This window comes from Lactobacillus taiwanensis DSM 21401 (genome assembly GCF_001436695.1).
In the GTDB taxonomy this organism is placed as follows: domain Bacteria; phylum Bacillota; class Bacilli; order Lactobacillales; family Lactobacillaceae; genus Lactobacillus; species Lactobacillus taiwanensis.
In genome coordinates this window covers 42,281-68,102 of the sequence record NZ_AYZG01000051.1, presented here as the reverse complement: position 1 = coordinate 68,102, position 25,822 = coordinate 42,281, and the positions used below count along the sequence as shown (strand labels likewise).

The following is a 25,822-nucleotide window of genomic DNA, read 5'->3' as shown; positions in this document are numbered from 1 at the left end:
TCTATTTATCGTTTGCAGTAATGCCTCAAAGAGTTACAATCCACGTTACAATTTGATATACAATTTGCATTTTTATAATAAAATAATTTTTTCTTTTGTAAAGTGGTTTCAGTAAAAATATTCTCCCACTTTAATAGCTTTACTATAATCCACTTCTTTTAACTTCTTCCCCCAATTAGGTCGATTCGTATTCATATCCATTACTTCGCGTAATCCCGGTGTTAATACTTGACTTTCTTCTTCCTGAGCCGACATCTTTTTATAATCTTATCGTCTTCGCCAGCCACTACTTTTGCTGAGAAGCTAGCATCAATTATCTGAGCTTTTCCAGCAGTAACTAAATCAGTATAGTTCAATGCATCTTCTGCATCGGCTTGATTCATTACATTCCCTACAATAATTAATTTGGTATCTTGTCCCATTACTGGTCTAACTAATTGGGCAAATGTTTTATTCGAATCTTTTGGTTTAGACTTATAATCTGGCAATGATAAATGAATATAATCAAAATCAAATTTATTTGTTAACTCATCAATTAACTTAGTAGCCTCATGCCAAGTATAACCAACGTTATCTGGATTAATTTCTTCTGGACTAATTCGATAGCCAATAATGAAATTATCAAATACATACTTTTTAACTACCCCAAATACTGCGTTAGCAACTGCCATTGGAAAGGCATCTGCCTCTCCCCACTTATCTTTATGTTGAACCATACGGTTACTAATTACAGCACCATGTTTAAAAGTCACTTTATCTGATAATTTCTTCATTTTCTTGTCCATTTTTCTTACTTTTTATTAGTTTGAAATTTTAATTATAGTTCATCTTTTCACTAACGTAAAGTAAGAAAAATTAATTAAAACTTAAGTAAGCGAACTATGTTTTCCATTGTGCGACTTACATTAACAGGACCATCTTCCAAGGCCTCTTCAAGGCTGCAAGCACCGGGAAGAATACCGAATATTGCAGTAAAACCTTCACTATATAAACTATCAATTCCTTTACCAAGATAGCCAGCTAAAGAAATTACTGGTTTATGATATTTTTTACCTAATTTTGCTACACCATATGGAGTTTTTCCAAATTTTGTTTGAAAATCAGTCCCACCTTCTCCGGTAAAAACATAATCTGCAGTTTTAATCTTCTCATCTAATTGCGTTACTTGAATTGCAATCTCAACGCCTTGATGCATTTCACAAGTAGTAAAAGCCATTAATCCTGCACCCAAACCACCGGCAGCACCTGCTCCTGACTTTTGCGCAATATCTTTGTTTAAATCTCTTTTAATTATTTGTGCATACTTATTTAAATTACTTTCAAGTTGTTTAACCATTTCTGGACTAGCGCCCTTTTGCGGTCCAAAGACATTTGAGGCTCCTTCTGGACCGATCAATGGGTTAGTTACATCACTCGCTATAATAATTTTTACATTCTTTAAACGCGGATCTAAGTTAGAAACATCAATTTTTACTAACTTATCTAGATTTCCTCCGCCCCAAGGAATTTCTTGATTATTTTGATTTAATAAATGTGCACCAAGAGCCTGCGCCATGCCACTTCCACCATCATTAGTACTACTGCCGCCTAAACCAATGATAATTTCTTTAACTTGATTATCAAGTGCATCTTTAATTAATTCACCAGTCCCATAAGTAGTAGTAATTAATGGATTACGCTTGTCTTTAGGCACGATTTCTAAACCACTAGCTTTAGCCATTTCGATGACCGCAGTTTTTCCATCTCCTAATAAACCATAATAAGCCTTTACCTTGTTTCCTAATGGTCCAGTAACTTCTACGACAATCTTTTTTCCACTAGTTGCATCTACTAAGGAATCGACTGTTCCTTCACCGCCATCAGCCATTGGTACCTTAATTATTTCTGCATCTTCTTCTACTTTTCTAATTCCAATTTCCATGGCATCACATACTTCTTTAGCAGTCATACTTTCTTTAAAAGAATCCGGAGCTAATACATACTTAGTCATTTCTATTTCTTACCTATTTCAAAATAAATCCACATAAGATAGTTGCGACAATTGTCATTGTTAATCCTACAAGGAGAAAGTTAAAAAGTAAATATCATAACACAAGCATTCTAAAATTCAATCAATAATTTCAGAATGCTTTTTACCTATTCAAAATTTAAAACATCATCAACGGGATATCGAACTGATTTCAATTCTTCTACACTAGTGTCTGGCTTGCCAATTGCAATTCCCATCACCGGAACATATTGTTCTGGATCAAGTCCCATCACACTAGCAGCTTTTTTAGCATCGTAACCTGCCATGGCATTGGTTTCATAGCCATGTGCTCTAGCAACTAGCATCAATTGCATTGCAGCAAGTGAAGAATCAACCATGGCATCAGCAGTAAGCATTGTCTTATCAGCATGTTCATACAATGGTAAGAAAGTATTGTAAACTTCATCTAATTCTTCCTTAGAAATTCTTTTTTCTTCATACATATGGTCCCATAATGCACGATACTTTTTAAATGCTAAAGTATTGCCAAAAATTTGAATAATTGCACTTGAAGTATCAATTTTAGGATTATTGAATGGCATGTAAAATTCATGCAATTTCTTCTTTCCCTCATCAGTATCAACCACTACAAATTGCCAAGCTTGCAAATTACATGCAGATGGCGCAGTAATTGTTTCTTTAATCATTTCTCTAAGTTCTTCGCGAGGAATTTTTATATCCTTATGAAAGTGTCGAACTGAGTGGCGATTAAGCAATACATCCCCAAAATTATTATTTTCAAATTGAGTCATCAAATTTACCTCCTATATATTAGCGCTTACATATATTATCATAGACTAAAACTACGCGTGGTGCTAGTTAAATCTCTCTAGACAATGAGCTAAATTATATGCAAGTATGGCAATTTCTAGGCGAACTTAAAATCCTGTTAGACTACAAGCTCGATTATTTTCAGCATTATAATATGTTAAAAGTGAAAAATCACTTTCAACTGTTCTACGAATAGCCATTAATAGACGATTACTATGCTTCTTGGTCTCTGCCATATTCTTACGATAAGGCGTCCAAAGTATGTAGCCCATTTCTTTTAGCTGATTATGTAATCTTTTTATCTAAGTAGCCTTCATCTGCAAGGAGATAACGATTGCCTGGATGGGCGTCCTCATTAACTCAACTGTTTCTTTAGCATCATGCACGGAAGCTTTAGTAACTACATAATCAAGAATGTAATCATCGCCACTGACAATTGCGTGTACTTTGAAGCCATAATAGTAAATCTTCTTAGTAGCTTTATACCCAATTGAACTTTTTATAACTAAAACGATTTAACTAGCACTATGCGTACTAAAGTTACTGATCTCCTCATAAAATATGCAAACTTTGCCCTTCGCAAACAAAACTGTGAAGAAATTCAAGAACAAATCTACAGCCGTTCTGCTCAAATTGGAGAATATTTCAGCTTAAGTATGCAAGGGCTTAATGAAATCAGAGCTTTAATTAAGAAACTTCCAAGTCATAATTTTCTTAATCTGGATTAATTGTTACTGGTAGTCCAAACGATGCCATTGTTAATCCTGAAACCTACATTAACCTGCACAATCTTCAACTTGATCCGGATGAAAAAATTATCTTTCCTAGCTTTTATGAAATTGCTCCATCTGGAAACGTGGCTACTTTTTCGCGTGGTAGATCAGATATTACAGGGGTGATTTTAGCACGAGACTTCAATGCCGAATTGTACGAAAATTTTATCGATGTAGATGCTATCTTTTCAGCTAATCCAGCAATAGTTTCTAATCCAGATCAAATGCAGTGGATTGCTGATTATGCCATTACAATGGTAGTTGGTGAAGGAATGCAGGATAAGCTAACTCTTTGTGCAAGCATTCTTTACCCACTAGGTCAAAAGAACATTTCAATTCAAATGATTAACCAAGGTGCATTCCAGATTTCGATCATGATCGGAACTAAAAGACAAGATGCTGAAGAAGTAATTCGAACTATTTATCAAACATTTTTTAATTAAACTATAGTATCAAAAAAGAGCGATGATTCACTTCATCGCTCTTTTCATTAGGTCTCTTATTACCAAATAGTAATTCTGTCTTCTGGATCAAGCCACATACCATCTTCTGGAGTTACATTATAAGCTGCATAAAATTCATCTTGATTCTGTGCTGGAATATTAACTCTAGTTGGTTGCGGTGCATGTACATCGGATTGTACCTCAGCCTTAATTGATTCCGGACGTTGCTTCTGCATCCAGCTCTTAGCATAAGTTTCAAAGAGATCTTTCATCTCTCCGCCTTCTGCCTTATTAGCAGCAATTGCACAAGAAAGTCCACTTAAGTCAGCAATATTTTCAGAAACAACCTGCTTACCATTCAACTTAACTGGACCATATTGTAAGCCATCGAAGATATTAGCAACTGCCTTAGTACGCTTGTTAAATTCCGCAAAGTCTTTCTTCGTCCACCAATTTTTCATGTTACCTTTTTCATCGAATTGAGCACCGTTATTGTCAAAAGCATGAGAAACTTCATGACCAATTGTTGCACCAATTCCACCATAGTTAGCTGCCCGAGATTGTTTTGCATCATAAAATGGAGCTTGCAAGATTCCTGCTGGGAAGGTTAAGTCATTCTTATAAGGATCGTAGCAAGCGTTGTTCAAGTTGCCTGGCATTTCCCAAATACTTTTATCAGGCTTTTTGTTTAATCTTTGAAGAATATCTTTAATTCTTTCTTGATTAATCAAAACATGGTTTTCATATAAACTCTTATTTGGATCGACAACTAGATTATCAAATAGAGCTCTGTTCTTTTCAGGATAACCAACCTTTAACTTTAAAGCTTTTAATTTGATAATAGCTTGTTTCTTAGTATCTTCTGAAAGCCAAGAATTATTTTGAATTCTTTGTTCATAAACTTTAAGCATCTTTTTAATCATACTAATTACGTCAGCCTTGGCTTCATCTCCGAGATAGGTCTTACCATAGTAAATACCAATTACTTCATCAAAAGCCGCATTAGCTAGCCGATATGCATGCTTAGCTTGAAATGGTAATTCTGGGACACCATAAACTGCTTGTCTAAACGGAAAGGCAGCTTCTCTAAAATCTTGAGATAAGTAGGTTGCACTTTTATTGATAAATTTAATAATCATCCAGCTCTTAAATTCATCAAATTCGCTCTCACTCAAGAAATCATTAATATGATTAAAGTAACGTGGTTCTGCAACAATTACCTTTTCAGGCATTTCAGGCAAAAGCTGCTTTAAAAATGAATTGATATCAAACTGATCAAATTTTGCTCCAAAGTCAGACAAACTAGCTGGATTATACATTGCCACTTCATCAGCCCATTCTTCTGTTGACTTCAAAATCCTAGAAAGTTTTTTATCAAATTCAATACCATTCTTAGCCCAAGTTTTAGCTTGTTCTTCACTTATTCCAGCCATAGTAAGCAAGTTTATAGTTTGTTTTTCTAAGACAGAAAGTAACTTTTCAGCATCAGAGATTTGATAAGCGGTAGTATCTGGCAAGAAAAGCTGTGGACCAGTTGCATATAAGGCATTATGATCTGTATCTTTCATATCCTCAGATACATAGATATCAAATGGTAATTCGTAACCACTTGATATTAATTGAGCTGCTTTTTGATTAAATTCTTCAAAATCTTTCAAAGAAGTTAGTCTGTTTAGATCTTTCTTAATAGGCTCAGCTTGATCCTTATTTCTCTTATCAAAATCAGCTGCTAACTTGTAATAATTGATCGCTTTATCGAAGTTTGTTACATCAGGAAGAGACTTTTTGCCACTAGCAAAATCTTCAAAGTCCTTCATAAGCTTGTCTTCAATTCGCATGTCTAAAATTAAATTAATTCCAGTTGAAGTTCTGTCGGCTGGAATTTTTGCTTTTGAAAGCCATTCTGAATTAACTGCTAAATATAAATTATCTTGCGGTCTTGTATTAACATCTGGCTTAGTTAAATCACCTGCACCACCGCGAACGCTGAAGTATCTTCTCATAATTATTTACCCCATTTCTTTAATTAGGTAAATGATATCATTATTAAAGATATTAAGCTAATTTTTATTTTCTTGCTTCTAAGAGTTTTAAATCAAAAAAGTAACAAGAAAGAATCTTGCTACCGTTTATTTGTTTATAACTCATTTATTAAATTAACTTACCACTAACATCTCGTTTAAGGTGGGTAGTATATGTAGGATCTTTAAAATTAGCAGTTTCTTCTTGTACCCAAACTAAAATTTTTTTGGCAATCTCATCAGTCATTACAAAAGAGTCATCAATTTGTTCTTTAGAAATTCCATCAATATGAACTCCTGCGTTAATTACTAAGTTACCTGGCAATTTCTTCTCAATCTTTTCAGCTAAACGTTGAGCTAAAAAGATATCTTTATGTAATCTACCATCATGAGAAGCAAATTTAACCACGGTCTCTTCTTTCGTTTTTTGATCAAAGGTAACGACTCCACCAATATGAGGAATATTGCCACCAGTCAAATTTACTAATAAATCTTGATTGTTCAATAAGCAATCTGCCTTTAGCTGAAAACTCTTAGCGACTGTAAGCGTCTTTTTCAAGTCTATTCACCATCCCAACGTTTGGCAAAATCAGCTTCAATATCTAAACTATCCAAAACTTTCATCGTCTGATGATCAATGATGTCTTGAATAGTTTTTGGATGATCATAAAAAGAAGGAATTGGTGGAATAATGTGAACACCCAATTTAGCTAGCTTAGTAAGATTTTCCAGATGAATTGGGGATAGCGGCGTTTCTCTTGGAACTAAAATTAATTTACGCTGCTCCTTAAGCATGACACTTGCAGCACGCATAATTAAATCTTCATCAAAACCAATGCTAATTCCAGCTACAGTCTTCATACTAGCTGGTGCGATAACCATTCCGTCAACTCTAAAAGATCCACTAGCAATTGCAGCACCTAAATTTTGATTGTCATATACAAAATCTGCTAAATTTTCTACTTCAGCTACAGAATAATCAGTTTCAAGTTTAATATTTTCTTTGGCCCAATTACTCATTACTAAATGCGTTTCAATGTTAGTTACCTTACTTAATTTTTCTAGTAAATCAATCCCGTAAATACTACCTGAAGCACCTGAAATTCCAACTATTATCTTTTTCAAAACTAATCAACCCTATTTCAAATACTTTTCCCAATCAGGGATTTCTTTAAACTTGGCACGGATAAATTGATCCTTCATATCAAACGGTACTGTTCCATCAACAATAGTCTTTGAACTCATTCCCTTAACACGAATTGATTTTGGATCATATTGTGGACGCTCACTTGGATCAAGCGGATGATTACGCATCCCTGGAATGCAGACAAAATCTTGATCTGCTTGAAAGCGTGTATTCATAGTCCAAACCACATCATTCATATCAAAGATATCAACGTCTTCATCAACTAACCAAACTGTCTTCAATTCCTTAAATGCACCAAAGGCCAAAATTGCAGCTTGTCTTTGAATTCCTTCATCTGCTGGATTACCCTTATGAATTTGCATAATAGTCATTAACTTACCACCACCTGCTGGAGGATTATAAACATTAACGACTTTACCGGGAATAGCCTTATCAACTAATTCTAAAATTGAAGCTTCTGTCGGAATACCAGCCATTGAAACATGTTCTTCACTAGGTCCAATAACAGATTGCATGATTGGATTATCTTTTCGATGAGTAACTGCAGTAATTTTTACTACATTTACAGCAGGATTAGCTGGACCATTATAGCCAGGAAATTCTGGCATCGCAAAACCAGAATCAGTATTAATATCTTCCTTGATTGTTTCATTAGGCATAATGTAGCCTTCAAGAACATATTCACTTCTAGCTAAAGCTGATTCATCAACTGAAACACCATCAACTAATTGAACTGGTTCTTGTCTTAAAGCTCCAGCAACGTCTAACTCATCATAACCTAATGGAGTTGTAGGTGGTTCAAAAGTTGCTCCAATTGTAACTGCTGGATCAAGACCAATGCTAATTGTAATTGGCATAGGCTTATTCAATTTTTCAAATTCTTTTTGAAAATGTCCGATATGACGACCGCCTGGCATTATATACATTCCAAGTGTATCTTTATCTTCTAATACCATCCGGTGAATAGTCACATCAGTCATCGTCTTATCAGGATTAGATCCCTTAACTAAACCACAAGTAATGTATGGACCAGCATCGTATTCGGTATTAGTTGGAGCTGGAACTAATTTTCTAATATCAAAATCAGGATCACTAGCTAAATGAACAACTTCTTGAGCAGGAGCATCTTTTTTATCAACTTTAATCGGATGAACTGGGTTTTCAACTGCATCTTTTAAAAAACGCCCCAGTGTCTTATAGTCATGATGTAAAATTCGACCATCACGCTTTCGGCTTGCCATCAATCCAATTAATACTCGAGTATTAGGGAAGCCCTTTAAATTATTAAACATCATCGCTGGACCTTCTTTAGTCGGTCTTTCGACAGTACCACCTGCTCCAATGTAGCGATAAACTCCAGAGATTTCTGCATCTGGATCAATTTCAATATCTGTTTCATGATAATCTGCTGGATTATCTTTAATCTCACGCAATACTTTTCTTAAATCCCAAGGATCTTTAGGTAAATCAGTCATATTAAATTCTCCTATTTATATAGTCTTTTCTTACATCATACGAGCTAAATAAAGAAATTATCAATTCAATCTTTTAAATCAATTATTCCGATTTGGCATCTCAAACTGCTTTAAATAATTCCAAAAGTCATTTTCAATTTTAGTGGGAAGTTATTGATCCGGTTTTCAAGCCCAACTTCTTTTAAGACAACTTCCGCATCAAGCGGATTAGCTACAAGCTCATTTGCCAGCTCCACATTTTCTTTAGCTGTTAGGTTGGGTACCAAGTTATAGAATTGAAAAACAAAACCAATTTCGTTTCTCCGATATTTGGTTAATTTCTTGGCAGAAGATGTAGCAATATTATTGCCATTAACAACGACTTTCCCATCTGTTGTACTTTCCATCCCTCCTAAAATATTCAATAAAGTAGGCTTATCTGCTCCAGATGAACCTAAGATAATTACTAATTCACCCTGCTCAATATCGAAGCTAAGGTTTTTATTTGCCCAGACCTTAGTTGCACCTGTTCCATATTTTTTAGCAATTTCTCAATTCAATAAAAGCCAATTTATTCATCCCCTATTTCTAGTATTTCCTATAACTATATTGTATGAAAAATTGACTAATTATATGTACAAAAAGTACTTATATACTAAAAAACCACTTTGAACACGCAAAGTAGTTTTTCTGTAAATATTTACTTCCCTCTTTAATCGAAAGAGTTGCCATTTCAGTATGATGAGCTTCAATAAAGTCTCGAACCCAGTTTGGATTTATTTTGGAATAATCACGTAATGCCCAACTAATTACCTTATTGATAAAAAATTCTGAACTGCCTAAATTATTTTTTAAAATCTTATCTAATAATTCAACATTCATTTTATCTTTACGCAAAAGTTGATGCTCGATCGCTATCCTTCTAACCGTATTAAATTGTCTATCCGATCATCTCTTAAACCAAGTTTTCCAATCCGTTTAATTAAACTATCAATTGTATCCCACCATTACTTAGATTTTACATAATAAAAAATATGGTCAATGTATTCAAAAGTAAGATATTTTTCAAGTGCAATTAAATAATCACAAACAAAATATTGAGCTTCACGATGTTCATCTTTCCATGCTTGATTAAGCAAGTCCCAATCAATCTTTTTATTATTCTTTTCTCGTTTAATGAAATCATGATAACTTTGCCTGCGTTCTGGTGTTTTTAAGCCATAAAACTTAAACTTATTTCTTATATAGCTTTCCATTTGCTTAGCTATCTCTGGATCACTTTGTCTTATTAATTCCTATTTTAACTCTTAATATTTATGTATTTCTTTCACTTCAGTTCCCTTACTTGTTAAAATAATTCTAGTAACTAGAGAGTGTGATAACCATGAAAATTTTAATTGTCATCGATGATTATTTCAATAAAAGTAACGGTATGTCAATTTCTACTCAACGCTTTGTTAAACAATTTTCAAAAATGGGACAAGACGTACGTGTGCTTGCCTCTATTGCTGGTGGAGAACCAGACTACCCCCTTTCAGTAATGACTATTCCGATCTTTAAAGACATAATTGCTAAAGAAGGATTTCATTTTGCAAAACCGGAAAAAGCAATAATTAAAAAAGCTGTTAAATGGGCAGATTTAGTTCACTTGGAAGATCCCTTTCCTGTCTGCTCATACGCAGGCAAAATTGCTAAAGAGCTGAAAAAGCCAATTACTGGAACTTTTCATCTTTATCCCGAGAACTTAACTGCCTCTGTACCTATCTTAGATCATCATAGTATCAATTCTACTTTCATGAAGATTTTTCGTGATACAACTTTTAACTACTGCAATTATTTACAATGTCCAACCACCAAGGTTAAACAAAGGCTACAAAAATATAGTTTTAGGTCTAAGTTAGTTGTTATTTCAAACGGAATTAGCAATTATTACTTAGAGGATAATCAAAGAAATCTTAAGTCGAATTCCTTTACGCTTCTTTCAGTTGGGCGTTTTTCTAATGAAAAAGATCAAAAGACTCTAATTAAAGCTATTTCACTTAGTAAATATAAAGATAAAATTCATCTTATTTTAGCCGGTAAAGGTCCACTCAAGTCTGAATATATCGACCTCTGTCATAAACTAAACGTCAACGCTCATCTTGCTTTTTATAATAGAGATGAACTAAAACATATAATGAATCAATCAAGTATTGTTGTTCATTGTGCAAATGTCGAAGTTGAAGGGATGGCTTGCATGGAAGCTTTCGCTACTGGTTGTGTACCAGTAATTGCGGAAAGTCCGCTTTCTTCAACTAGCGTTTATGCTTTAAGTCCAAAAAATCGTTTTCCAGCTGGCAATAGCCAAATTTTAGCAAAGAGAATTGATTACTGGATTACTCATCCTCAAGAATTAAAGACAATGAGTGCGAACTATCAAAACTATGCCCAATCTCTTTCGATTGAAAACTCAGCTAGAAAGGTTTTAACAATGTTTGAAAAAGCTCAAAAAAATTATGTTTCAAACTAATATTCAAACATAAAAATCTGTGATATCCTTATGTTAAATCTTTCACAAAAAAGGAGGAATCATTTTAATGTCTATCAAGAAGTTAGAAAATAGCAGTGATCATGCAATGGTTGCTGAAGAAGTTAAAATTTTGACCAACCTACTTAACGAAAGTACGCGTCAATTAAGTGGGGATGTAATTTTTAATAAAATTCAAGACTTAATCAAAATTTCTGCTCAAAAAGATTACGATACCCTTGAAAAGCGAATTGCTAACTTAACAAATCAAGAAATGATTGTTGTTGCTCGTTATTTCGCAACTTTACCTTTATTAGTAAATATTTCTGAAGATGTAGAATTAGCTAGCCAGGTTAACTTACTCAATAATACTGATCAGGATTATCTTGGTAAGCTTGAAGATACTATCGACTTAGTTGCTCAAAAAGAAAATGCTAGTGAAATACTGAAACATGTTAATGTTGTTCCAGTTTTAACCGCGCACCCTACTCAAGTGCAAAGAAAGACTGTTCTTGAACTAACTGATCAAATCCACAACTTATTGCGTAGCTACCGTGAAGTTAAGAATGGAACAATTAATCAAGCTGAATGGACTGAAAAACTCCGTGCTTACATTGAAATTTTAATGCAGACAGATATTATTCGTAGTCACAAACTACAAGTATCTAACGAAATTACCAATGTTTTAGTCTACTATCCTAAAGCTTTGATTCCTGCAATTACTAAGTTTACTGCCCGCTACCAAGAATTAGCTGAGAAACATAACTTAGATCTCAAAGGTGCAACTCCAATCACGATGGGGATGTGGATCGGCGGTGACCGTGACGGTAATCCTTATGTAACAGCTGATACCTTAAAATTAAGTGCAAGTTTACAAAGCCAGGTAATTTTTGAATATTATATTAAAAAGCTCAATAAACTTTACCGTACTATTTCAATGTCCACATCTTACATGAAGACTTCCCCGGCTGTTGAAAGACTTTCAGAGCTTTCAAATGATGACTCACCATTTAGAACAAATGAACCTTATCGTCGTGCCTTCTACTATATCGAAAGTAGATTACTTCACACTGAATATCAACTTTTGGGTACAGCTGATAAGAATAGCTTCGTTAAAAAGCGCGACTTAGAGAATTTAGATAAGATCCCTGTTTATAATGATCCTCAAGATTTTAAAGCAGATTTAGTTACGATTAAAGAATCACTTGAACAAGACCATGACCAAGCAGTTATTAGAAGCTTCTTCACTGAGCTTTTAGAAGCAATTGATATTTTTGGTTTCCATTTGGCAACAATTGACATGCGTCAAGACTCTAGTGTAAATGAAGCATGTGTTGCCGAATTACTCAAGAGTGCTGGAATTTGTGACAATTATAGTGAATTGCCAGAAAAAGACAAGATTAAGGTCTTACTTAACGAACTAAATAATGATCCACGTAATTTGCACGCTAATAATAAGCCTAAATCTGAATTACTTCAAAAAGAATTGAAGATCTACAAGACTGCACGTCAACTTAAAGATCGTATTGGTGAAGATGTTATTAAGCAGCATATTATTTCTCATACTGAAAGTGTATCTGATCTCTTAGAGCAAGCAATTATGCTTAAAGAATATGATCTTTTAGATAACCAAGGAGCCCGTATTCAAGTAGTTCCATTATTTGAAACAGTTGAAGACTTGGAAAACTCTCGTGAAATCATGAAAGAGTTTTTGAACTTAGATATTGTTAAAAAATGGCTCGCTTCTCAAAATGATTATCAAGAAATCATGCTTGGTTATTCTGACTCTAACAAAGATGGTGGCTACTTAGCTTCTTGCTGGAACCTTTATAAAGCTCAAAAAGACTTAACTGCTATGGGTAAAAAATTAGGTTTTAACATTACTTTTATGCACGGACGCGGCGGAACCGTTGGTCGAGGGGGCGGTCCTTCATATGAAGCTATTACTGCTCAACCTTTCGGCTCAATCAATGACCGAATTAGAATGACTGAACAAGGTGAAATTATTCAAAATAAATATGGTAATCGGGATACTGCTTACTACAACTTAGAAATGCTCGCTTCAGCAACAATCGATCGAATTGTTTCTAAACAAATCGTAAGCGAAGACGACATTGGCGAATTCCGTGCTTCAATGGACAAGATTGTACTTGATAGCAATAAAGTTTACCGCAAATTAGTTTTTGAAACGCCTGCTTTTCTTGACTACTTCTTGCAAGCTACCCCAATTAAGCAAATTTCCAACTTGAATATTGGCTCTCGCCCAGCTGCAAGAAAGAAAATCACTGACTTCTCTGGCTTAAGAGCTATTCCTTGGGTATTCTCCTGGTCACAAAGTAGAATTATGTTCCCAGGTTGGTATGGAGTTGGATCTGCCTTTAAGCACTTTATCGATGCTGATTCTCACAACTTAGATACTTTACAAAAGATGTATCAGGGCTGGCCATTCTTCCATTCTCTACTTTCTAACGTAGATATGGTTTTATCAAAGTCTAACATGAATATTGCTAAGCAATATGCGGACTTATGTGAAGATGAAGACACTAAAAAAGTCTTTGACACTATCTACCAAGAATGGAAACTTACTAAAGAAGTTATCCTTCAAATTGAGGGTAATCAGGAGCTGTTGGCTGATAATCCAAGCCTTCAAATGAGCTTGAATTACCGGATGCCATACTTTAACATTCTTAACTACATTCAAGTTGAAATGATCAAACGTGATCGGGTCGACGATATTGCTGGCGTTTACGAAAGCATTTTACCAATTACCATTAATGGTGTAACTTCTGGTTTACGTAATTCGGGATAATTTTAATTTTTAAGGACAAAATATGAAAAAAGCACTATTAATTATTGACTACACCAATGACTTTATTGCAGATAATGGTTCTCTTACCTGTGGAAAACCGGCTCAAGCTTTGGAAGATTATTTAATCGAATTAGCAAATAAATTTTATGATAATGGAGACTATGTAATTTTTCCAACTGATGGACATACCGGTGATACATTTAGTCCGGAATATAAGCTCTTCCCACCACATAATATTGTTGGTACACCAGGACAAGAGTTATACGGTAAGTTAAAAGATTGGTATGAAGCTCACAAGTCTAGTGACCGAGTATATAAATTTAACAAAAATCGCTATTCTTCTTTCCAAAATACTAATCTCGATAATTACTTACGTGAACGTAAAATTAACGATTTATGGCTAACTGGGGTATGTACAGACATTTGTGTTCTTCATACGGCTATGGCTGCCTATAATTTAAACTATGATTTAACTATTCCAAGTAAAGGTGTTACTACCTTTACTGAACATGGTCAGGAATGGGCCTTGGATCATTTTAAAAATTCCTTAGGCGCAAAAGTAATAGAATAATAGGGCAAAAAAACTGTATCATCTGATTTTTCAGAATGATACAGTTTTTTTCTACTTTAATTTAATTAACTCAATACTATCAATACCATCGATTTCTTCAACATTAACTGCTACTTGTTCGCTCAAGGCTGTTGGAATGTTCTTTCCAACAAAATCTGCCTTAATTGGTAATTCCCGATGTCCTCGATCCACCAAAACCGCAACTGCAATTGACTTTGGGCGTCCAGTTGCAATCAAAGCATCCATCGCAGCCCGAATAGTTCTTCCGGTATAAAGAACATCATCTACTAATACAACATGTTTATTAGTAATATTTAAATTTTCTGGTTCTAAGTTTGAAATCTTTTCTTGATTAATATCAACTCTACGATCATCTCGATAAGAGGTTATATCTAGTTCACCTACTGGCACAATCTTCTTCTCAATTTCTTCAAGTCGGTCTCCAATTCTACGTGCTAAATAACCCCCACGAGTTTTGATTCCAACTAAAACCAGATCCTCTACTCCCTTATATCTCTCAATAATTTCATATGTAATCCTCACAATAGCTCGTTGCATTGCAGGCTTATCCCAAATTTCTTTTACCATTGTCTCTTTTCCTCAATCAGGGATTATTTCTACTATTTTAAAGCGTCTGTTGCAAATGATCTGTTTTCAAGAGATGTTAAGAGTGCGTCAGCTGTATCAAGAGCTGTTAGTAATGGAACATTCTGTTGAATAGCCATTTGTCTGATAATAAAACCATCAGAATTCTTTTCAATATCATGACCCATGGTATTAATCACTAAGTCAATTCTTCCCTCTCTTAATTCATTTAAGATATTGTCATCTGCATTTTCGTTTTCATGAACTTTAGTTACAAGATCAACATGTAACCCATTATTCTTTAAGAAGTCCGCTGTCCCTTTTGTTGCAAAAATTCGATAGCCAATTCTAGCAAAACGCTTAGCGATTGGTAAAATCTTCTCTTTATCTCTATCTTCAATTGTCAATAAAACATTTCCATTTTCAGGTAGCTGCATTTTAGCTCCGGCAAAAGCCTTATACAGAGCCTTAGCAAAAGTATGGTCGCTTCCCATTACTTCACCAGTTGACTTCATCTCTGGCCCAAGATATGAGTCTACATCAGCCAACTTGCTAAAACTAAAGACTGGTGCCTTAACACTAATCATTTCTGGTTCAGGTGCAAGTCCATCACTATAGCCCTGCTGAGCTAGACTTTCTCCCATAATTACTTTAGTTGCAACTTGCGCCATTTCAATTCCAGTTATTTTACTCAAAAATGGTACTGTTCTACTTGCACGAGGGTTTACTTCAATTACATAAACTTCGCCATTTCTTATAATAAACTGAATATTCATAATTCCAACACAGTTAAGAGTAAGTGCCAATTTTCGAGTAACATCCATAATTTTCTCTTTGACGTCATCAGTAAATGTTTGTGGAGGATATACAGCCATTGAGTCACCTGAGTGAACACCAGCATGCTCAATATGCTCCATAATTCCTGGCAAAAGGACATCTTTGCCATCGCAAATTGCATCAACATCGCATTCACGACCATCTAAATAATCATCAACTAAAATTGGGTGATCAGCCGCAATATCTACATGATCATGCAAATATTCCTCAAGTTCCCTCTTGCTATAAACAATTTCCATTGCCTTTCCGCCAAGCACATAACTTGGACGAACCAAGACCGGATATCCTAACTCTTCAGCTGCTTTAATAACTCCCTCATGTGTTGTTGCTGTTAAGCCCTTGGGTTGATTTAATTTAAGTTTCTTAATGATTTGATCGAATAGTTCACGATCTTCTGCACGGTTAAGATCTTTAACACTAGTTCCCAAGATTTTAATTCCATGATCTTGTAATCCAGCAGCTAAATTAATTGAAGTTTGTCCTCCAAACTGAACAATTACACCTTCGGGCTTTTCCAAATCACAAACATTCAATACATCTTCTAAGGTTAATGGTTCAAAATATAATTTATCAGAAATTGAAAAGTCCGTTGAAACAGTTTCTGGGTTTGAATTAATAACAATTGCTTCATAGCCCATCTTTTGAAGTGCTTTTACGCAGTGAACAGTTGCATAATCAAACTCGACACCCTGTCCAATTCTAATTGGACCAGAACCAATAACAATTACTGATTTTTTACCAGACTTATGTGATTCATTTTCACCATCATAAGTTGAGTAAAAGTATGGCGTCTTTGATTCAAACTCTGCTGCGCAAGTATCAACCATCTTGTAGACTGGAATGATCCCATTATTTTTGCGCATGTCTCTAATCTGATCAATACTTTCATTCCATAAAGTAGCAATGGCTGTATCACTAAAACCATATTTCTTAGCTAAACGTAAAGTTTCAAGATTATCCTTATTTTCTTGGATATTTTGCTCCATCTCTACCATGTAACTAACAATATCTAAGAAATAAAAGTTAATCTTGGTTAATTCATGGACATCTTCAAGACTATAACCTCTGCGAAAGGCTTCTGCTAAATAAAAGAGTCGATCATCTTGCGCTTTAACTAGTTTTTGCTCTATCTCTTCATCACTTGCATGATGAGCAGCTTCAGAATAGAGATCTTTTTCGTCAATTTCAAGGGACCTTACCGCCTTTTGCATTGCCTCTTCAGCTGTTCGACCAATTGCCATTACTTCACCAGTAGCCTTCATTTGGGTACTTAAAGTGCGGTCGGCCTTAGAAAACTTATCAAATGGCCAGCGAGGAATTTTGCAGACAACATAATCTAAAGCTGGTTCAAATTCAGCATACGTTGTTCCAGTTACCGGATTTTTAATCTCATCTAAGGTCATACCAATTGCAATTTTTGCGGCCATTTTTGCAATTGGATAACCTGTTGCTTTTGAAGCCAACGCACTTGATCGCGAAACTCGTGGATTCACCTCAATGACATCATAGTCAAAACTATTAGGATCTAAGGCTAGTTGAACATTACAGCCTCCTTCAATCTTAAGAGCTCTAATTAAACGTAAAGAGCAATCACGAAGCATTTGGTATTCTTTATCACTTAAGGTTTGACTAGGTGAAAAAACAATTGAGTCACCAGTGTGAATTCCAACTGGATCAAAATTTTCCATACAACACACAATCATTGCATTATCATCATGATCACGCATTACTTCGAATTCAATTTCTTTATAGCCCGCAATTGATTTTTCGATTAAACATTCAGTAACAGGTGACAGTTCTAATCCATTCTTGGCAATCTGTGCTAACTCTTCATGATTATTACAAATACCACCACCAGTTCCGCCCATCGTAAAGGCCGGACGAACAATAATTGGATAGCCAATTTTATCACCGAACTCTAAGGCTTCTTCAACAGTATTAACAGTTGTTGATGGTGGAACGGGCTCACCCAATTTTTTACATAGCTCTTTAAACTTCTCTCTATCTTCTGCTTGTTCAATCGAAGAAAGTCTTGTTCCTAATAACTCAATATTTAACTCATCTAAAATTCCTGTTTTAGCTAATGAAAGAGCCATATTTAATCCAACTTGCCCACCAAGCGTTGGTAAAATTGCATCCGGATATTCTTGTCTAATGATTCTTGAGATTGATTCTACTGTTAGGGGTTCAATATAAATCTTATCTGCAATAGTAGTGTCAGTCATGATCGTAGCTGGGTTTGAATTAACTAATACTACTTCATAGCCTTCTTCGCGAAGAGCTAAGCAAGCCTGAGTTCCTGAATAATCAAATTCTGCAGCTTGGCCAATAATAATTGGACCAGAACCAATTACCATAATCTTATGAATATCTGTTCTCTTAGGCATGACGCTCTTCTTCCTTTCTTTGGTCAATCATTGACATAAAATCATCAAACAATGAGTCTTCATCATGAGGTCCTGGGGTTGCATCAGGGTGAAATTGGACTGAAAAGGCAGGATATTTTTTATGACGTAATCCTTCAACTGTACTATCATTTACTTCAACATGAGTAATCATCAAATTTCCTTTATTAATAGATTTAGGATCTACCGCATAACCGTGATTTTGTGAAGTAAAACCAATATTGCCAGTAGCAATTTCTCTTACAGGATGATTAAAGCCGCGGTGTCCAAACTTCATTTTGTAGGTACTAGCCCCATTTGCGAGTGCAAAGACTTGATGGCCCATACAAATTCCAAATAGCGGAACATGTTTTTCAACTTCTTGGACCATTTTTGCAGCCATAAGCATTTCTTCTGGATTTCCAGGTCCATTTGATAAAAGCACACCATCTGGATTAAGATTTAAAATTTCTTCGGCTGTTGCAGTGTAAGGTAAGACAATACAGTTACAGTCTCTCTCTGCTAATTCTCGTAAAATACTGTGCTTAATACCAAAGTCAACAACAACTATATTTCTTTTTGAGCCAGGTACTGGATAAGAGTTCTTCGTTGAAACACGGTTGATTACACCTTGGGTAATGTTTCTTTGCTTTAATTCTTGAGAAATACTTACTGCATTTTCCTTTGAATCAGTAATTCTTCCTTTTAGGGTACCGTGAATTCTTAATTTCTTAACCAATTCACGAGTATCGATTCCCTGCAAGCCAGGGATCTTCAATTGTTTTAAAAATTTTGGCAAGGTTGTTTGCATACGCCAATTGTCTGGGTGACGTGCTACTTGGTGACAAATAACGCCCTTAATTTGTGGCTCAAGTGATTCATAATCTGCTAAAGTAATTCCATAATTTCCAATTAAAGGATTAGTAAAAACCAAAATCTGATCGGCATAACTTTGATCCGTAATTGCTTCTTGATAGCCCGTCATCCCTGTTGTAAAAACAACCTCACCACTACTTTCACAATCAGCGCCAAAATCCTCGCCTTCATAAATACTACCATCTTCTAAAATTAAATAGCGTTTCATTTTGTTCCCCTTTGATATACAACTTTACCATCAACAAACGTCATCACTGTCTCTCCATATACCTTATGACCAGTAAATGGTGTATTTACTCCTTTAGACTTAAACTCTTCTTCTTTAATCTCTTTTTGATGCTCAATATCAAAAATCGCAATATCTGCATTCTCACCAGGTGCAAGAAGACCTGCGCTTTTTATGCCAAATACTGCAGCTGGCTTCTCAGTAAGAAGGGATAGTAATTGTTCAAGCGTGAAAACTTTTTCTTCTTTTACAAATCTAGTATAAAGAGTACTAAATGCTGTCTCACTTCCCGTAATTCCAAAAGCGGCTTCTCGCATACTACCTTCTTTTTCCGCTTTAGCATGGGGAGCATGATCAGTAGCAATTAAATCAATTGTTCCATCTAGCATCCCAACTAAAAGAGCTGCTTGATCTTCTTTACTTCTTAGTGGTGGATTCATCTTAAAGTAAGGATCGTCTTCTGGAATATCGCTATCTGTCAATAAAATATGGTGTGGTGCAACCTCACACGTTACCTTAATCCCTAGTGCTTTTGCTAAACGAACTAATTCTACACTGGTTTTTGTCGAAACATGACAAATATGGTAATGAACCCCTGTTTTTTGTGCTAAAAGGAGATCACGAGCAATTTGTGTAGTCTCAGCAAGTTCTGTAACTGGTGGTAAGTCTAATTTTTCAGCTGCTACTCCTTCATTAACAATTCCTTTATTAAAAAGTGAGTCATCTTGGGCATGTGCTGCAATAATTAAGTTGTTTTCTTTCGCCTTTTGCATGGCTAGATACATTGTCTGCGCACTTTGAACTCCATGTCCGTCATTACTTAATGCAAATGCGCCTGCTTTCTTAAGTGCCGCATAGTCAGGAATAATATCAGTTGTTTCATCATTAGTAATAGGGCCATACTGGAGAATATGGACTAATCCCTTTTTTTGATTTTCTCTAACCATCTTCTCCATTAATTCAGCTGTATTAGGAACAGGAGTTACATTAGGCATGGCACCAACTGTTGTAAAACCTCCACGTGCTGCCGCTTGGCTACCAGTTTTGATATCTTCTTTATAGGTTTGACCAGGATCACGATAGTGAACATGAACATCTACTAAGCCTGGGCTAACTATCATCCCGCTAGCATCAATTGTTTCTTCCCCTTCTAGGCCAGTTCCAATAGCCTTAATTTTTTGACCATCGATTAAAACATCAGCTTTGATTAGGTGGCCATTTTGGTACACAGTTCCATTTTTAATTACAGTAGTCATTACTTGTGTCCTCCTAATTTTCTTCCTCGTAAGACTGCTTCAATCATTGCCATTCTCATAAACACACCATTTTGCATTTGACGAGTAAACATACACTTGTCACTTTCCACCAAATTTGCACTTAATTCAACATCGTGGTTAATTGGGCCTGGGTGCATAATAATTGCATTTGGCTTTAATGCTTGATAGCGCCCCTTATTAATTCCGTATTTTTCATGATATGCTTTTGCATCAAAATTCTTTTCATTAGGATCATCACTGTGTCTTTCATGTTGAACTCTTAACAGCATCATCACATCCATCTCAGGAATCAGCTTATCGAGCTCTTCATACTTACCAAACCTATCAAATTCATTTGAGTACCAATATTCAGGTCCTGAAAAGTAAACTTCAGCTCCTAACCGATGGAGTAATTCCATATTACTTTTAGCAACCCGGGAATTAGTAATATCACCAACAATAGCTACCTTTAGACCTTTAAATTGTTTAAAATGTTCATGAATTGTCATCATGTCTAACAAGCACTGACTTGGATGTTGCCCACTACCATCCCCAGCATTAATTATTCCAATATCTAAATGTTGATGGGAGTGCGGATAAATTAAATTTTGATAGTATTCATTTTGTGAATGACGAATCACTTCAATATCCACTCCCACAGCTTCCATAATCAGGGATGTATCGTATAATGTCTCTCCCTTATTAACCGAAGAATGAGCAGGATCAAATGGAATTACAGTTAAACCTAATTTTCTTTCAGCCATTTCAAAACTAGTATGTGTTCTACTTGAATCCTCAAAGAACATATTAGTAATATAAACGGGCTCTGTTAGATTAGGTGTAGCCCCACCATTTTTAAAATATTCTGCTTGATTAATTAAAGTTTCAACTTCTTCAACACTCAGATTTTCTACACTAACAAAATTTGGTAAACTAACAAGATTTAAATTTTCCATTTTTTATTCTTTCTAAAGCAAAAAGGCCTGAAGCATTTAATTGCTCCAGGCCTATTTTTCATATTCTTGTATACGAAAAATATAGCAACCCTTCTGGCCCTCTCTGGAGTCAATTAAATGGTTGACTATTAAATTAATATTTCTTAATTATTTTGATAGAGTTTTCAGTTCAACCGAATCCTTGCCATCTTTTTCTACCATGTTAACAGCAACTTGTTCATCAGTTGAAGTCGGAATATTTTTACCAACGAAATCAGCACGAATTGGTAATTCACGGTGACCGCGATCTACCAAAACTGCAACTTTAATTGAACTAGGACGTCCATCATCCATCAAAGCATCCATCGCTGCTCTAATTGTTCGACCAGTATAAATTACATCGTCAATTAAAATTACTTTCTTATCGGTAATATCAACGTCAATTTGGTTAGAATTGACTACTGGATCTTGTTTCAATGAAGCATCATGACGATCATCACGATAAAGAGTAATATCTAGCTCATCGATTGGAACATCAACATTTTCTAATTTTTGAATTCGGTCATGGATTCTCTTAGCTAAATAAACTCCTCTTGTCTTAATTCCAATTAAAACAAGATTATCAGTACCCTTATTTTGCTCAATAATTTCATAAGTAATTCGAGTTAATGCACGCTTCATTGCTAGTGCATCCCAAATTTGCTTTGCCATTTTTAACCTCCTGATTTCACCCATGAAAAAAGCTCTTAGTCAAAGAGACTAGGAGCTTATAGTAAAGTCATACTTAATTTAAGCCTGCCTTGCTAGCCTCACGGGACTAATTTTAAAGGACATTCATTGCTTTAAAATTACTGTAAATTATCTTCTTTGTCAAGCAATTTAATTAAATTCAGCTTGATTAACAAGGTCATTAATATCTTCAATACCTAGTTTTTCTAACTCGTTTGGCAATTCATCAGCAATATGTTTTGATGCAATACTGTCTTTAAAATGAGCTGTCCCAACAGCAACCGCATTAGCACCAGCAAGCATAAATTTAACTACATCTTGGGCTGAATTAATTCCACCCATCCCAATAATTGGTAAACTTGTACTTTGACGGACTTGGTGAATCATTCTAAGCGCAATTGGTTTAACAGCTTCTCCAGAAAGTCCGCCAACGTTGTGACCTAAAACAGGTTTTCTAGTTTCAATATCAATATCCATTCCTAAAAGAGTGTTAATTAGGGATAAACCATCTGCACCGCCCTTTTCAGCGGCTTTAGCAATTTGTGTAATATCAGTAACATTTGGAGTTAGTTTCACATAAATGGGAACATTAGTTACTGTCTTAATTTTCGTAGTTAACGATTCAACGATATCTGGATGAACGCCAAAACTCATTCCGCCTTCGTTTACGTTGGGACAAGAAACATTAATTTCTAAAGCATTAACTAAACCTGACTCAGATAATTTTTTTGCTACTTCAACATAACCTACCTCATCCTCGCCACCAACACTAGCCATGATGGGTAAGTCAGGATACTTCTTACGCAAGGGTATCAATTTATCAGCAATTACCGCATCAACTCCAGGATTTGTTAATCCAACTGAGTTTAAAACTCCAGTATCTAAAACAGCTATTTGCGGTTGAGGATTACCAGTTGTTGCACGAGGAGTCGCGGTCTTAATAACCATTGCTCCTAAATCATTTAAATCAAACTTCTTGGCTGCTGGAACATCTCCAAAACCAAAAGTGCCACTTGCTGGCATAACTGGATTTTTTAAATCTAAACCAGGTAATTTTACATGCGTATTAATCATATTTTCCTCCAAAACGAATGCTCACTGACATTCAATTATTTTTCAAAAATTGATTGTACACGCTTTTTTATTTTTTTCAAAGTTAAAAATTTTATTTGTAATTCTTTACTGAAGGTGCTAAACTTCATTTTGATTAAACTTTAAACGGTACAGAGAGACCGCAAGTTAGAATTATTGGCTTAAATTATCTGGAAAAGTCTATACCTAGTGTCTCTCTGCGCTTGGTATAGACTTTTTTGATGGAGGAAAAATGACAAGACCAGTTATCGTTGCCTTAGATTTAGACAATGAAAAGAAATTAAATGAACTCTTACCTAAGTTAGGTAAACCAGAAAATGTTTTCATTAAAATTGGAATGGAACTTTTTTTCAATGAAGGTCCTGCAATTGTTAAAGAACTATCTAAACAAGGCTATCGTATTTTTTTAGACCTAAAAATGAATGATATTCCTAACACCGTCTATAATGGCGCCAAAGCCTTAGCTAGTTTAGGAATCACTTATACCACTATACATGCTCTTGGTGGCAGTCAGATGATTACAGCAGCAAAAGAAGGTTTAATTGCTGGCACTCCTATTGGTAAAAATGTCCCTAAGTTACTAGCTGTTACAGAATTAACCTCAATTTCCGATGAAATTCTGCATGAAGAACAAAATTGTAATCTATCAATGGAGCAGCAAGTTTTAAGTCTAACTGAAACTGCTAAAAAGGCTGGCGCTGATGGAGTGATTTGTTCACCGCTGGAAGTTAAGAGCTTGCGTCAAAATGTTGGTGACAACTTTTTATATGTAACTCCTGGCATTCGCCCAGCAGGAAATGCCAAAGATGATCAATCTAGAGTAGCTACACCAGCCCAAGCAAAAGAATGGGGTTCAACTGCCATTGTTGTAGGACGTCCCATTACCCGCGCAACTAATCCAGAAGCAGCATATGAAGCAATTAAGAAGGAGTTCAACTAGAATGCATAAAAATCAAATTATCAGCCAATTAATTCAAAAAAAAATTATTACTATTTCACCTGATAAGCCATTTACATACGCAAGCGGTATGCTTTCACCAATTTATACCGATTTGCGCTTAACTGTTTCCTATCCTGAATTACGTGATATGATCGCTAGTGACTTAGCAAATTTAATTGCTAAAAAATTTCCTGAAGCAACAATTATTGGCGGTGTTGCAACTGCAGGAATTCCACATGCTGCTTTAGTTGCTGAAAAATTGCATCTACCAATGATTTACGTTAGACCAAAACCCAAAGATCATGGAAAAGGTCGTCAAATTGAAGGACGTTTTTCAGAAAATGACAAAATCGTTTTAATCGATGACTTAATTACTACCGGTGGATCAGTCCTTAATGCAGTTAAGGCCACAGAAAAAGACGGTGGACATGTTGCTGGTGTTTCTTCAATTTTCACATATTACTTACCAGACGCTAAAGAAAACTTCAAGAAAGCTAACGTAAAATATGCCCCACTCCTTTCTTATCCAGAATTACTGAAAAAAGAGAATGAATCCGGTCATATTTCCAGTAAACAATACAATATTTTAAAGACCTGGCATGAAGATCCATGGGCTTGGAGTAAGAAATTCAATAATTAATTAACAATAAAGTAAACAGACATAATTGTTTAAATATGACAATTATGTCTGTTTTTGGTTAATTATTAATATTTTTTACAAACTCACTAGCCTTCTCACCAGCAATTCTTCCTGAATTCCAAGCAAATGTGTTGCTCAAACCTTTAATAGTCAGATATAAAGAATCAAATAAGCCCGAGGCATTGCTCCCTACTACATAAATCCTAGGAATAATATCTCTATTATTAGTTAAAGCTTCAAAGTTCTCGGTAACTAAGCCACCACCAACAGTTCCTAAAGTTGTTGAATTAGCTCTAATTGCATAAAATGGCCCATTTTGCACTTTTATACTCATAAATTTAGGTTTCTTATAAAAATCCGTATTTTTACCTTTTTCAACTAATTTATTATATCGAGCTACCTCACTATTTAAGGTCTCAGGATTGACTTTCATTTTTACGACAAGTTCTTTTTAAGGTTATTACCTTATTATAGAAAAGTTCTGAAAGTTGACTTTTTATATTGTATAAACACAGAGTTAAGTCTAGACTTAACTCTGAAAGGGCTTAAAATCATGTATACTCAAGAATTAAATACATTCATTACAGTAGCTGAATTGGGAAGTTTTTCTGCAGCCGCCCGAAAATTATATATTTAAAAATCAGCTATTGCTCAACAAATAAACATATTAGAAAAAACAGACTGTATTCTTTTTATGAGAAACTCGCACGGCGTAGATTTAACCGAAGCTAGTAAAATTTTTTATTCAAGCTAAGAAAATACAGGATCTCTTTTCTGAAACCAATCAAATTATGAGAA

At 35.1% G+C, this 25,822-nt stretch carries 20 protein-coding genes and 4 pseudogenes; 6 read left to right on the top strand and 18 right to left on the bottom strand.

Annotated features, from left to right (window positions below; genetic code table 11):
* Positions 1-221: 221 nt before the first annotated feature.
* The 4 genes and pseudogenes from FD18_RS06560 to FD18_RS09420 all read right to left on the bottom strand — a co-directional run.
* Complete coding sequence (locus FD18_RS06560) at positions 222-773, bottom strand: oxidoreductase (RefSeq protein WP_235499894.1); 552 nt, start codon at positions 771-773, stop codon at positions 222-224.
* 86 nt (positions 774-859) lie between these two features.
* Complete coding sequence (locus FD18_RS06555; protein WP_057719148.1) at positions 860-1,990, bottom strand: glycerate kinase family protein; 1,131 nt, start codon at positions 1,988-1,990, stop codon at positions 860-862.
* A 146-nt stretch (positions 1,991-2,136) separates the two neighbouring features.
* Entirely contained in the window at positions 2,137-2,781 is a 645-nt protein-coding gene (locus FD18_RS06550) for a nitroreductase family protein (protein WP_057719147.1), read from the bottom strand.
* Between the two features lie 63 nt (positions 2,782-2,844).
* Positions 2,845-3,297: pseudogene (locus tag FD18_RS09420) on the bottom strand (IS982 family transposase); the annotation flags it as partial.
* A gap of 36 nt (positions 3,298-3,333) precedes the next feature.
* On the opposite strand from FD18_RS09420, the pseudogene FD18_RS09415 reads away from it, so the two are divergent.
* A pseudogene (locus FD18_RS09415) lies at positions 3,334-4,016 on the top strand (ACT domain-containing protein); the annotation flags it as partial.
* 59 nt (positions 4,017-4,075) lie between these two features.
* Here FD18_RS09415 and FD18_RS06535 read toward each other — a convergent pair.
* From FD18_RS06535 to FD18_RS06510, 6 genes and pseudogenes are all read right to left on the bottom strand, one after another.
* Positions 4,076-6,019, bottom strand: a complete 1,944-nt coding sequence (locus FD18_RS06535) for a M13 family metallopeptidase (RefSeq protein ID WP_057719144.1) — start codon at positions 6,017-6,019, stop codon at positions 4,076-4,078.
* 148 nt (positions 6,020-6,167) lie between these two features.
* Positions 6,168-6,596 carry a prenylated flavin chaperone LpdD gene (gene lpdD / locus FD18_RS06530; RefSeq protein WP_057719143.1) on the bottom strand — a complete coding sequence of 143 codons (429 nt, stop codon included), beginning with the start codon at positions 6,594-6,596 and terminating at the stop codon, positions 6,168-6,170.
* 2 nt (positions 6,597-6,598) lie between these two features.
* Positions 6,599-7,162: a UbiX family flavin prenyltransferase gene (locus tag FD18_RS06525; RefSeq protein ID WP_057719142.1), complete on the bottom strand. Its 564-nt coding sequence runs from the start codon at positions 7,160-7,162 to the stop codon at positions 6,599-6,601.
* 12 nt (positions 7,163-7,174) lie between these two features.
* Positions 7,175-8,659, bottom strand: a complete 1,485-nt coding sequence (locus FD18_RS06520; RefSeq protein ID WP_057719141.1) for a UbiD family decarboxylase — start codon at positions 8,657-8,659, stop codon at positions 7,175-7,177.
* Positions 8,660-8,793: 134 nt separating this feature from the next.
* Positions 8,794-9,208 (bottom strand): annotated as a pseudogene (locus tag FD18_RS06515) (ABC transporter ATP-binding protein); the annotation flags it as partial.
* 78 nt (positions 9,209-9,286) lie between these two features.
* Positions 9,287-9,927 (bottom strand): annotated as a pseudogene (locus tag FD18_RS06510) (DNA alkylation repair protein).
* A gap of 95 nt (positions 9,928-10,022) precedes the next feature.
* On the opposite strand from FD18_RS06510, the gene FD18_RS06505 reads away from it, so the two are divergent.
* The 3 genes from FD18_RS06505 (at position 10,023) to FD18_RS06495 (ending at position 14,524) form a co-directional block, all read left to right on the top strand.
* A complete protein-coding gene (locus FD18_RS06505) occupies positions 10,023-11,147 on the top strand; it encodes a glycosyltransferase (protein WP_057719140.1) in 1,125 nt (374 codons plus the stop codon).
* A gap of 67 nt (positions 11,148-11,214) precedes the next feature.
* Positions 11,215-13,953, top strand: a complete 2,739-nt coding sequence (gene ppc / locus FD18_RS06500) for a phosphoenolpyruvate carboxylase (RefSeq protein ID WP_057719139.1) — start codon at positions 11,215-11,217, stop codon at positions 13,951-13,953.
* A gap of 22 nt (positions 13,954-13,975) precedes the next feature.
* Positions 13,976-14,524, top strand: a complete 549-nt coding sequence (locus tag FD18_RS06495) for a cysteine hydrolase family protein (RefSeq protein ID WP_057719138.1) — start codon at positions 13,976-13,978, stop codon at positions 14,522-14,524.
* 51 nt (positions 14,525-14,575) lie between these two features.
* Here the strand turns inward: FD18_RS06495 and pyrR (FD18_RS06490) are convergent, their stop codons facing one another.
* The 7 genes from pyrR (FD18_RS06490) to FD18_RS06460 form a co-directional block, all read right to left on the bottom strand.
* Complete coding sequence (gene pyrR / locus FD18_RS06490; protein WP_057719137.1) at positions 14,576-15,112, bottom strand: bifunctional pyr operon transcriptional regulator/uracil phosphoribosyltransferase PyrR; 537 nt, start codon at positions 15,110-15,112, stop codon at positions 14,576-14,578.
* A gap of 32 nt (positions 15,113-15,144) precedes the next feature.
* Positions 15,145-18,333: a carbamoyl-phosphate synthase large subunit gene (gene carB / locus FD18_RS06485; protein ID WP_057719136.1), complete on the bottom strand. Its 3,189-nt coding sequence runs from the start codon at positions 18,331-18,333 to the stop codon at positions 15,145-15,147.
* Positions 18,326-19,414 carry a carbamoyl phosphate synthase small subunit gene (locus tag FD18_RS06480; RefSeq protein WP_057719135.1) on the bottom strand — a complete coding sequence of 363 codons (1,089 nt, stop codon included), beginning with the start codon at positions 19,412-19,414 and terminating at the stop codon, positions 18,326-18,328. Before FD18_RS06480 ends, carB begins: the two co-directional genes overlap by 8 nt.
* A complete protein-coding gene (locus FD18_RS06475; RefSeq protein WP_057719134.1) occupies positions 19,411-20,688 on the bottom strand; it encodes a dihydroorotase in 1,278 nt (425 codons plus the stop codon). The genes FD18_RS06480 and FD18_RS06475 overlap by 4 nt, the downstream gene beginning before the upstream one ends.
* Positions 20,688-21,644, bottom strand: a complete 957-nt coding sequence (locus FD18_RS06470; protein ID WP_057719133.1) for an aspartate carbamoyltransferase catalytic subunit — start codon at positions 21,642-21,644, stop codon at positions 20,688-20,690. The genes FD18_RS06475 and FD18_RS06470 overlap by 1 nt, the downstream gene beginning before the upstream one ends.
* A 147-nt stretch (positions 21,645-21,791) precedes the next feature.
* Positions 21,792-22,334, bottom strand: a complete 543-nt coding sequence (gene pyrR, locus FD18_RS06465; protein ID WP_057719132.1) for a bifunctional pyr operon transcriptional regulator/uracil phosphoribosyltransferase PyrR — start codon at positions 22,332-22,334, stop codon at positions 21,792-21,794.
* Between the two features lie 168 nt (positions 22,335-22,502).
* Complete coding sequence (locus tag FD18_RS06460; RefSeq protein ID WP_057719131.1) at positions 22,503-23,426, bottom strand: dihydroorotate dehydrogenase; 924 nt, start codon at positions 23,424-23,426, stop codon at positions 22,503-22,505.
* Positions 23,427-23,676: 250 nt separating this feature from the next.
* Between FD18_RS06460 and pyrF the strand changes: the two genes are divergently transcribed.
* Together pyrF and pyrE are read left to right on the top strand one after the other, a co-directional pair.
* Positions 23,677-24,384 (top strand): orotidine-5'-phosphate decarboxylase, encoded by a 708-nt coding sequence (gene pyrF, locus FD18_RS06455; RefSeq protein WP_057719130.1) that lies wholly within the window; start codon positions 23,677-23,679, stop codon positions 24,382-24,384.
* A gap of 1 nt (position 24,385) precedes the next feature.
* Entirely contained in the window at positions 24,386-25,024 is a 639-nt protein-coding gene (pyrE, locus tag FD18_RS06450) for an orotate phosphoribosyltransferase (protein ID WP_057719129.1), read from the top strand.
* Positions 25,025-25,082: 58 nt separating this feature from the next.
* Here the strand turns inward: pyrE and FD18_RS06445 are convergent, their stop codons facing one another.
* Entirely contained in the window at positions 25,083-25,457 is a 375-nt protein-coding gene (locus FD18_RS06445) for an FAD-binding protein (RefSeq protein ID WP_057719128.1), read from the bottom strand.
* Positions 25,458-25,822: the final 365 nt, after the last annotated feature.

Excerpts from the sequence above, each read along its gene's own strand:
- FD18_RS06560 (WP_235499894.1), bottom strand. The coding sequence starts at position 773 with ATGAAGAAATTATCAGATAAAGTGACTTTTAAACATGGTGCTGTAATT.
- FD18_RS06555 (WP_057719148.1), bottom strand. The coding sequence starts at position 1,990 with ATGACTAAGTATGTATTAGCTCCGGATTCTTTTAAAGAAAGTATGACT.
- FD18_RS06550 (WP_057719147.1), bottom strand. The coding sequence starts at position 2,781 with ATGACTCAATTTGAAAATAATAATTTTGGGGATGTATTGCTTAATCGC.
- FD18_RS06535 (WP_057719144.1), bottom strand. The coding sequence starts at position 6,019 with ATGAGAAGATACTTCAGCGTTCGCGGTGGTGCAGGTGATTTAACTAAG.
- FD18_RS06520 (WP_057719141.1), bottom strand. The coding sequence starts at position 8,659 with ATGACTGATTTACCTAAAGATCCTTGGGATTTAAGAAAAGTATTGCGT.
- FD18_RS06505 (WP_057719140.1), top strand. The coding sequence starts at position 10,023 with ATGAAAATTTTAATTGTCATCGATGATTATTTCAATAAAAGTAACGGT.
- ppc (WP_057719139.1), top strand. The coding sequence starts at position 11,215 with ATGTCTATCAAGAAGTTAGAAAATAGCAGTGATCATGCAATGGTTGCT.
- FD18_RS06495 (WP_057719138.1), top strand. The coding sequence starts at position 13,976 with ATGAAAAAAGCACTATTAATTATTGACTACACCAATGACTTTATTGCA.
- pyrR (WP_057719137.1), bottom strand. The coding sequence starts at position 15,112 with ATGGTAAAAGAAATTTGGGATAAGCCTGCAATGCAACGAGCTATTGTG.
- carB (WP_057719136.1), bottom strand. The coding sequence starts at position 18,333 with ATGCCTAAGAGAACAGATATTCATAAGATTATGGTAATTGGTTCTGGT.
- FD18_RS06480 (WP_057719135.1), bottom strand. The coding sequence starts at position 19,414 with ATGAAACGCTATTTAATTTTAGAAGATGGTAGTATTTATGAAGGCGAG.
- FD18_RS06475 (WP_057719134.1), bottom strand. The coding sequence starts at position 20,688 with ATGACTACTGTAATTAAAAATGGAACTGTGTACCAAAATGGCCACCTA.
- FD18_RS06470 (WP_057719133.1), bottom strand. The coding sequence starts at position 21,644 with ATGGAAAATTTAAATCTTGTTAGTTTACCAAATTTTGTTAGTGTAGAA.
- pyrR (WP_057719132.1), bottom strand. The coding sequence starts at position 22,334 with ATGGCAAAGCAAATTTGGGATGCACTAGCAATGAAGCGTGCATTAACT.
- FD18_RS06460 (WP_057719131.1), bottom strand. The coding sequence starts at position 23,426 with ATGATTAATACGCATGTAAAATTACCTGGTTTAGATTTAAAAAATCCA.
- pyrF (WP_057719130.1), top strand. The coding sequence starts at position 23,677 with ATGACAAGACCAGTTATCGTTGCCTTAGATTTAGACAATGAAAAGAAA.
- pyrE (WP_057719129.1), top strand. The coding sequence starts at position 24,386 with ATGCATAAAAATCAAATTATCAGCCAATTAATTCAAAAAAAAATTATT.
- FD18_RS06445 (WP_057719128.1), bottom strand. The coding sequence starts at position 25,457 with ATGAAAGTCAATCCTGAGACCTTAAATAGTGAGGTAGCTCGATATAAT.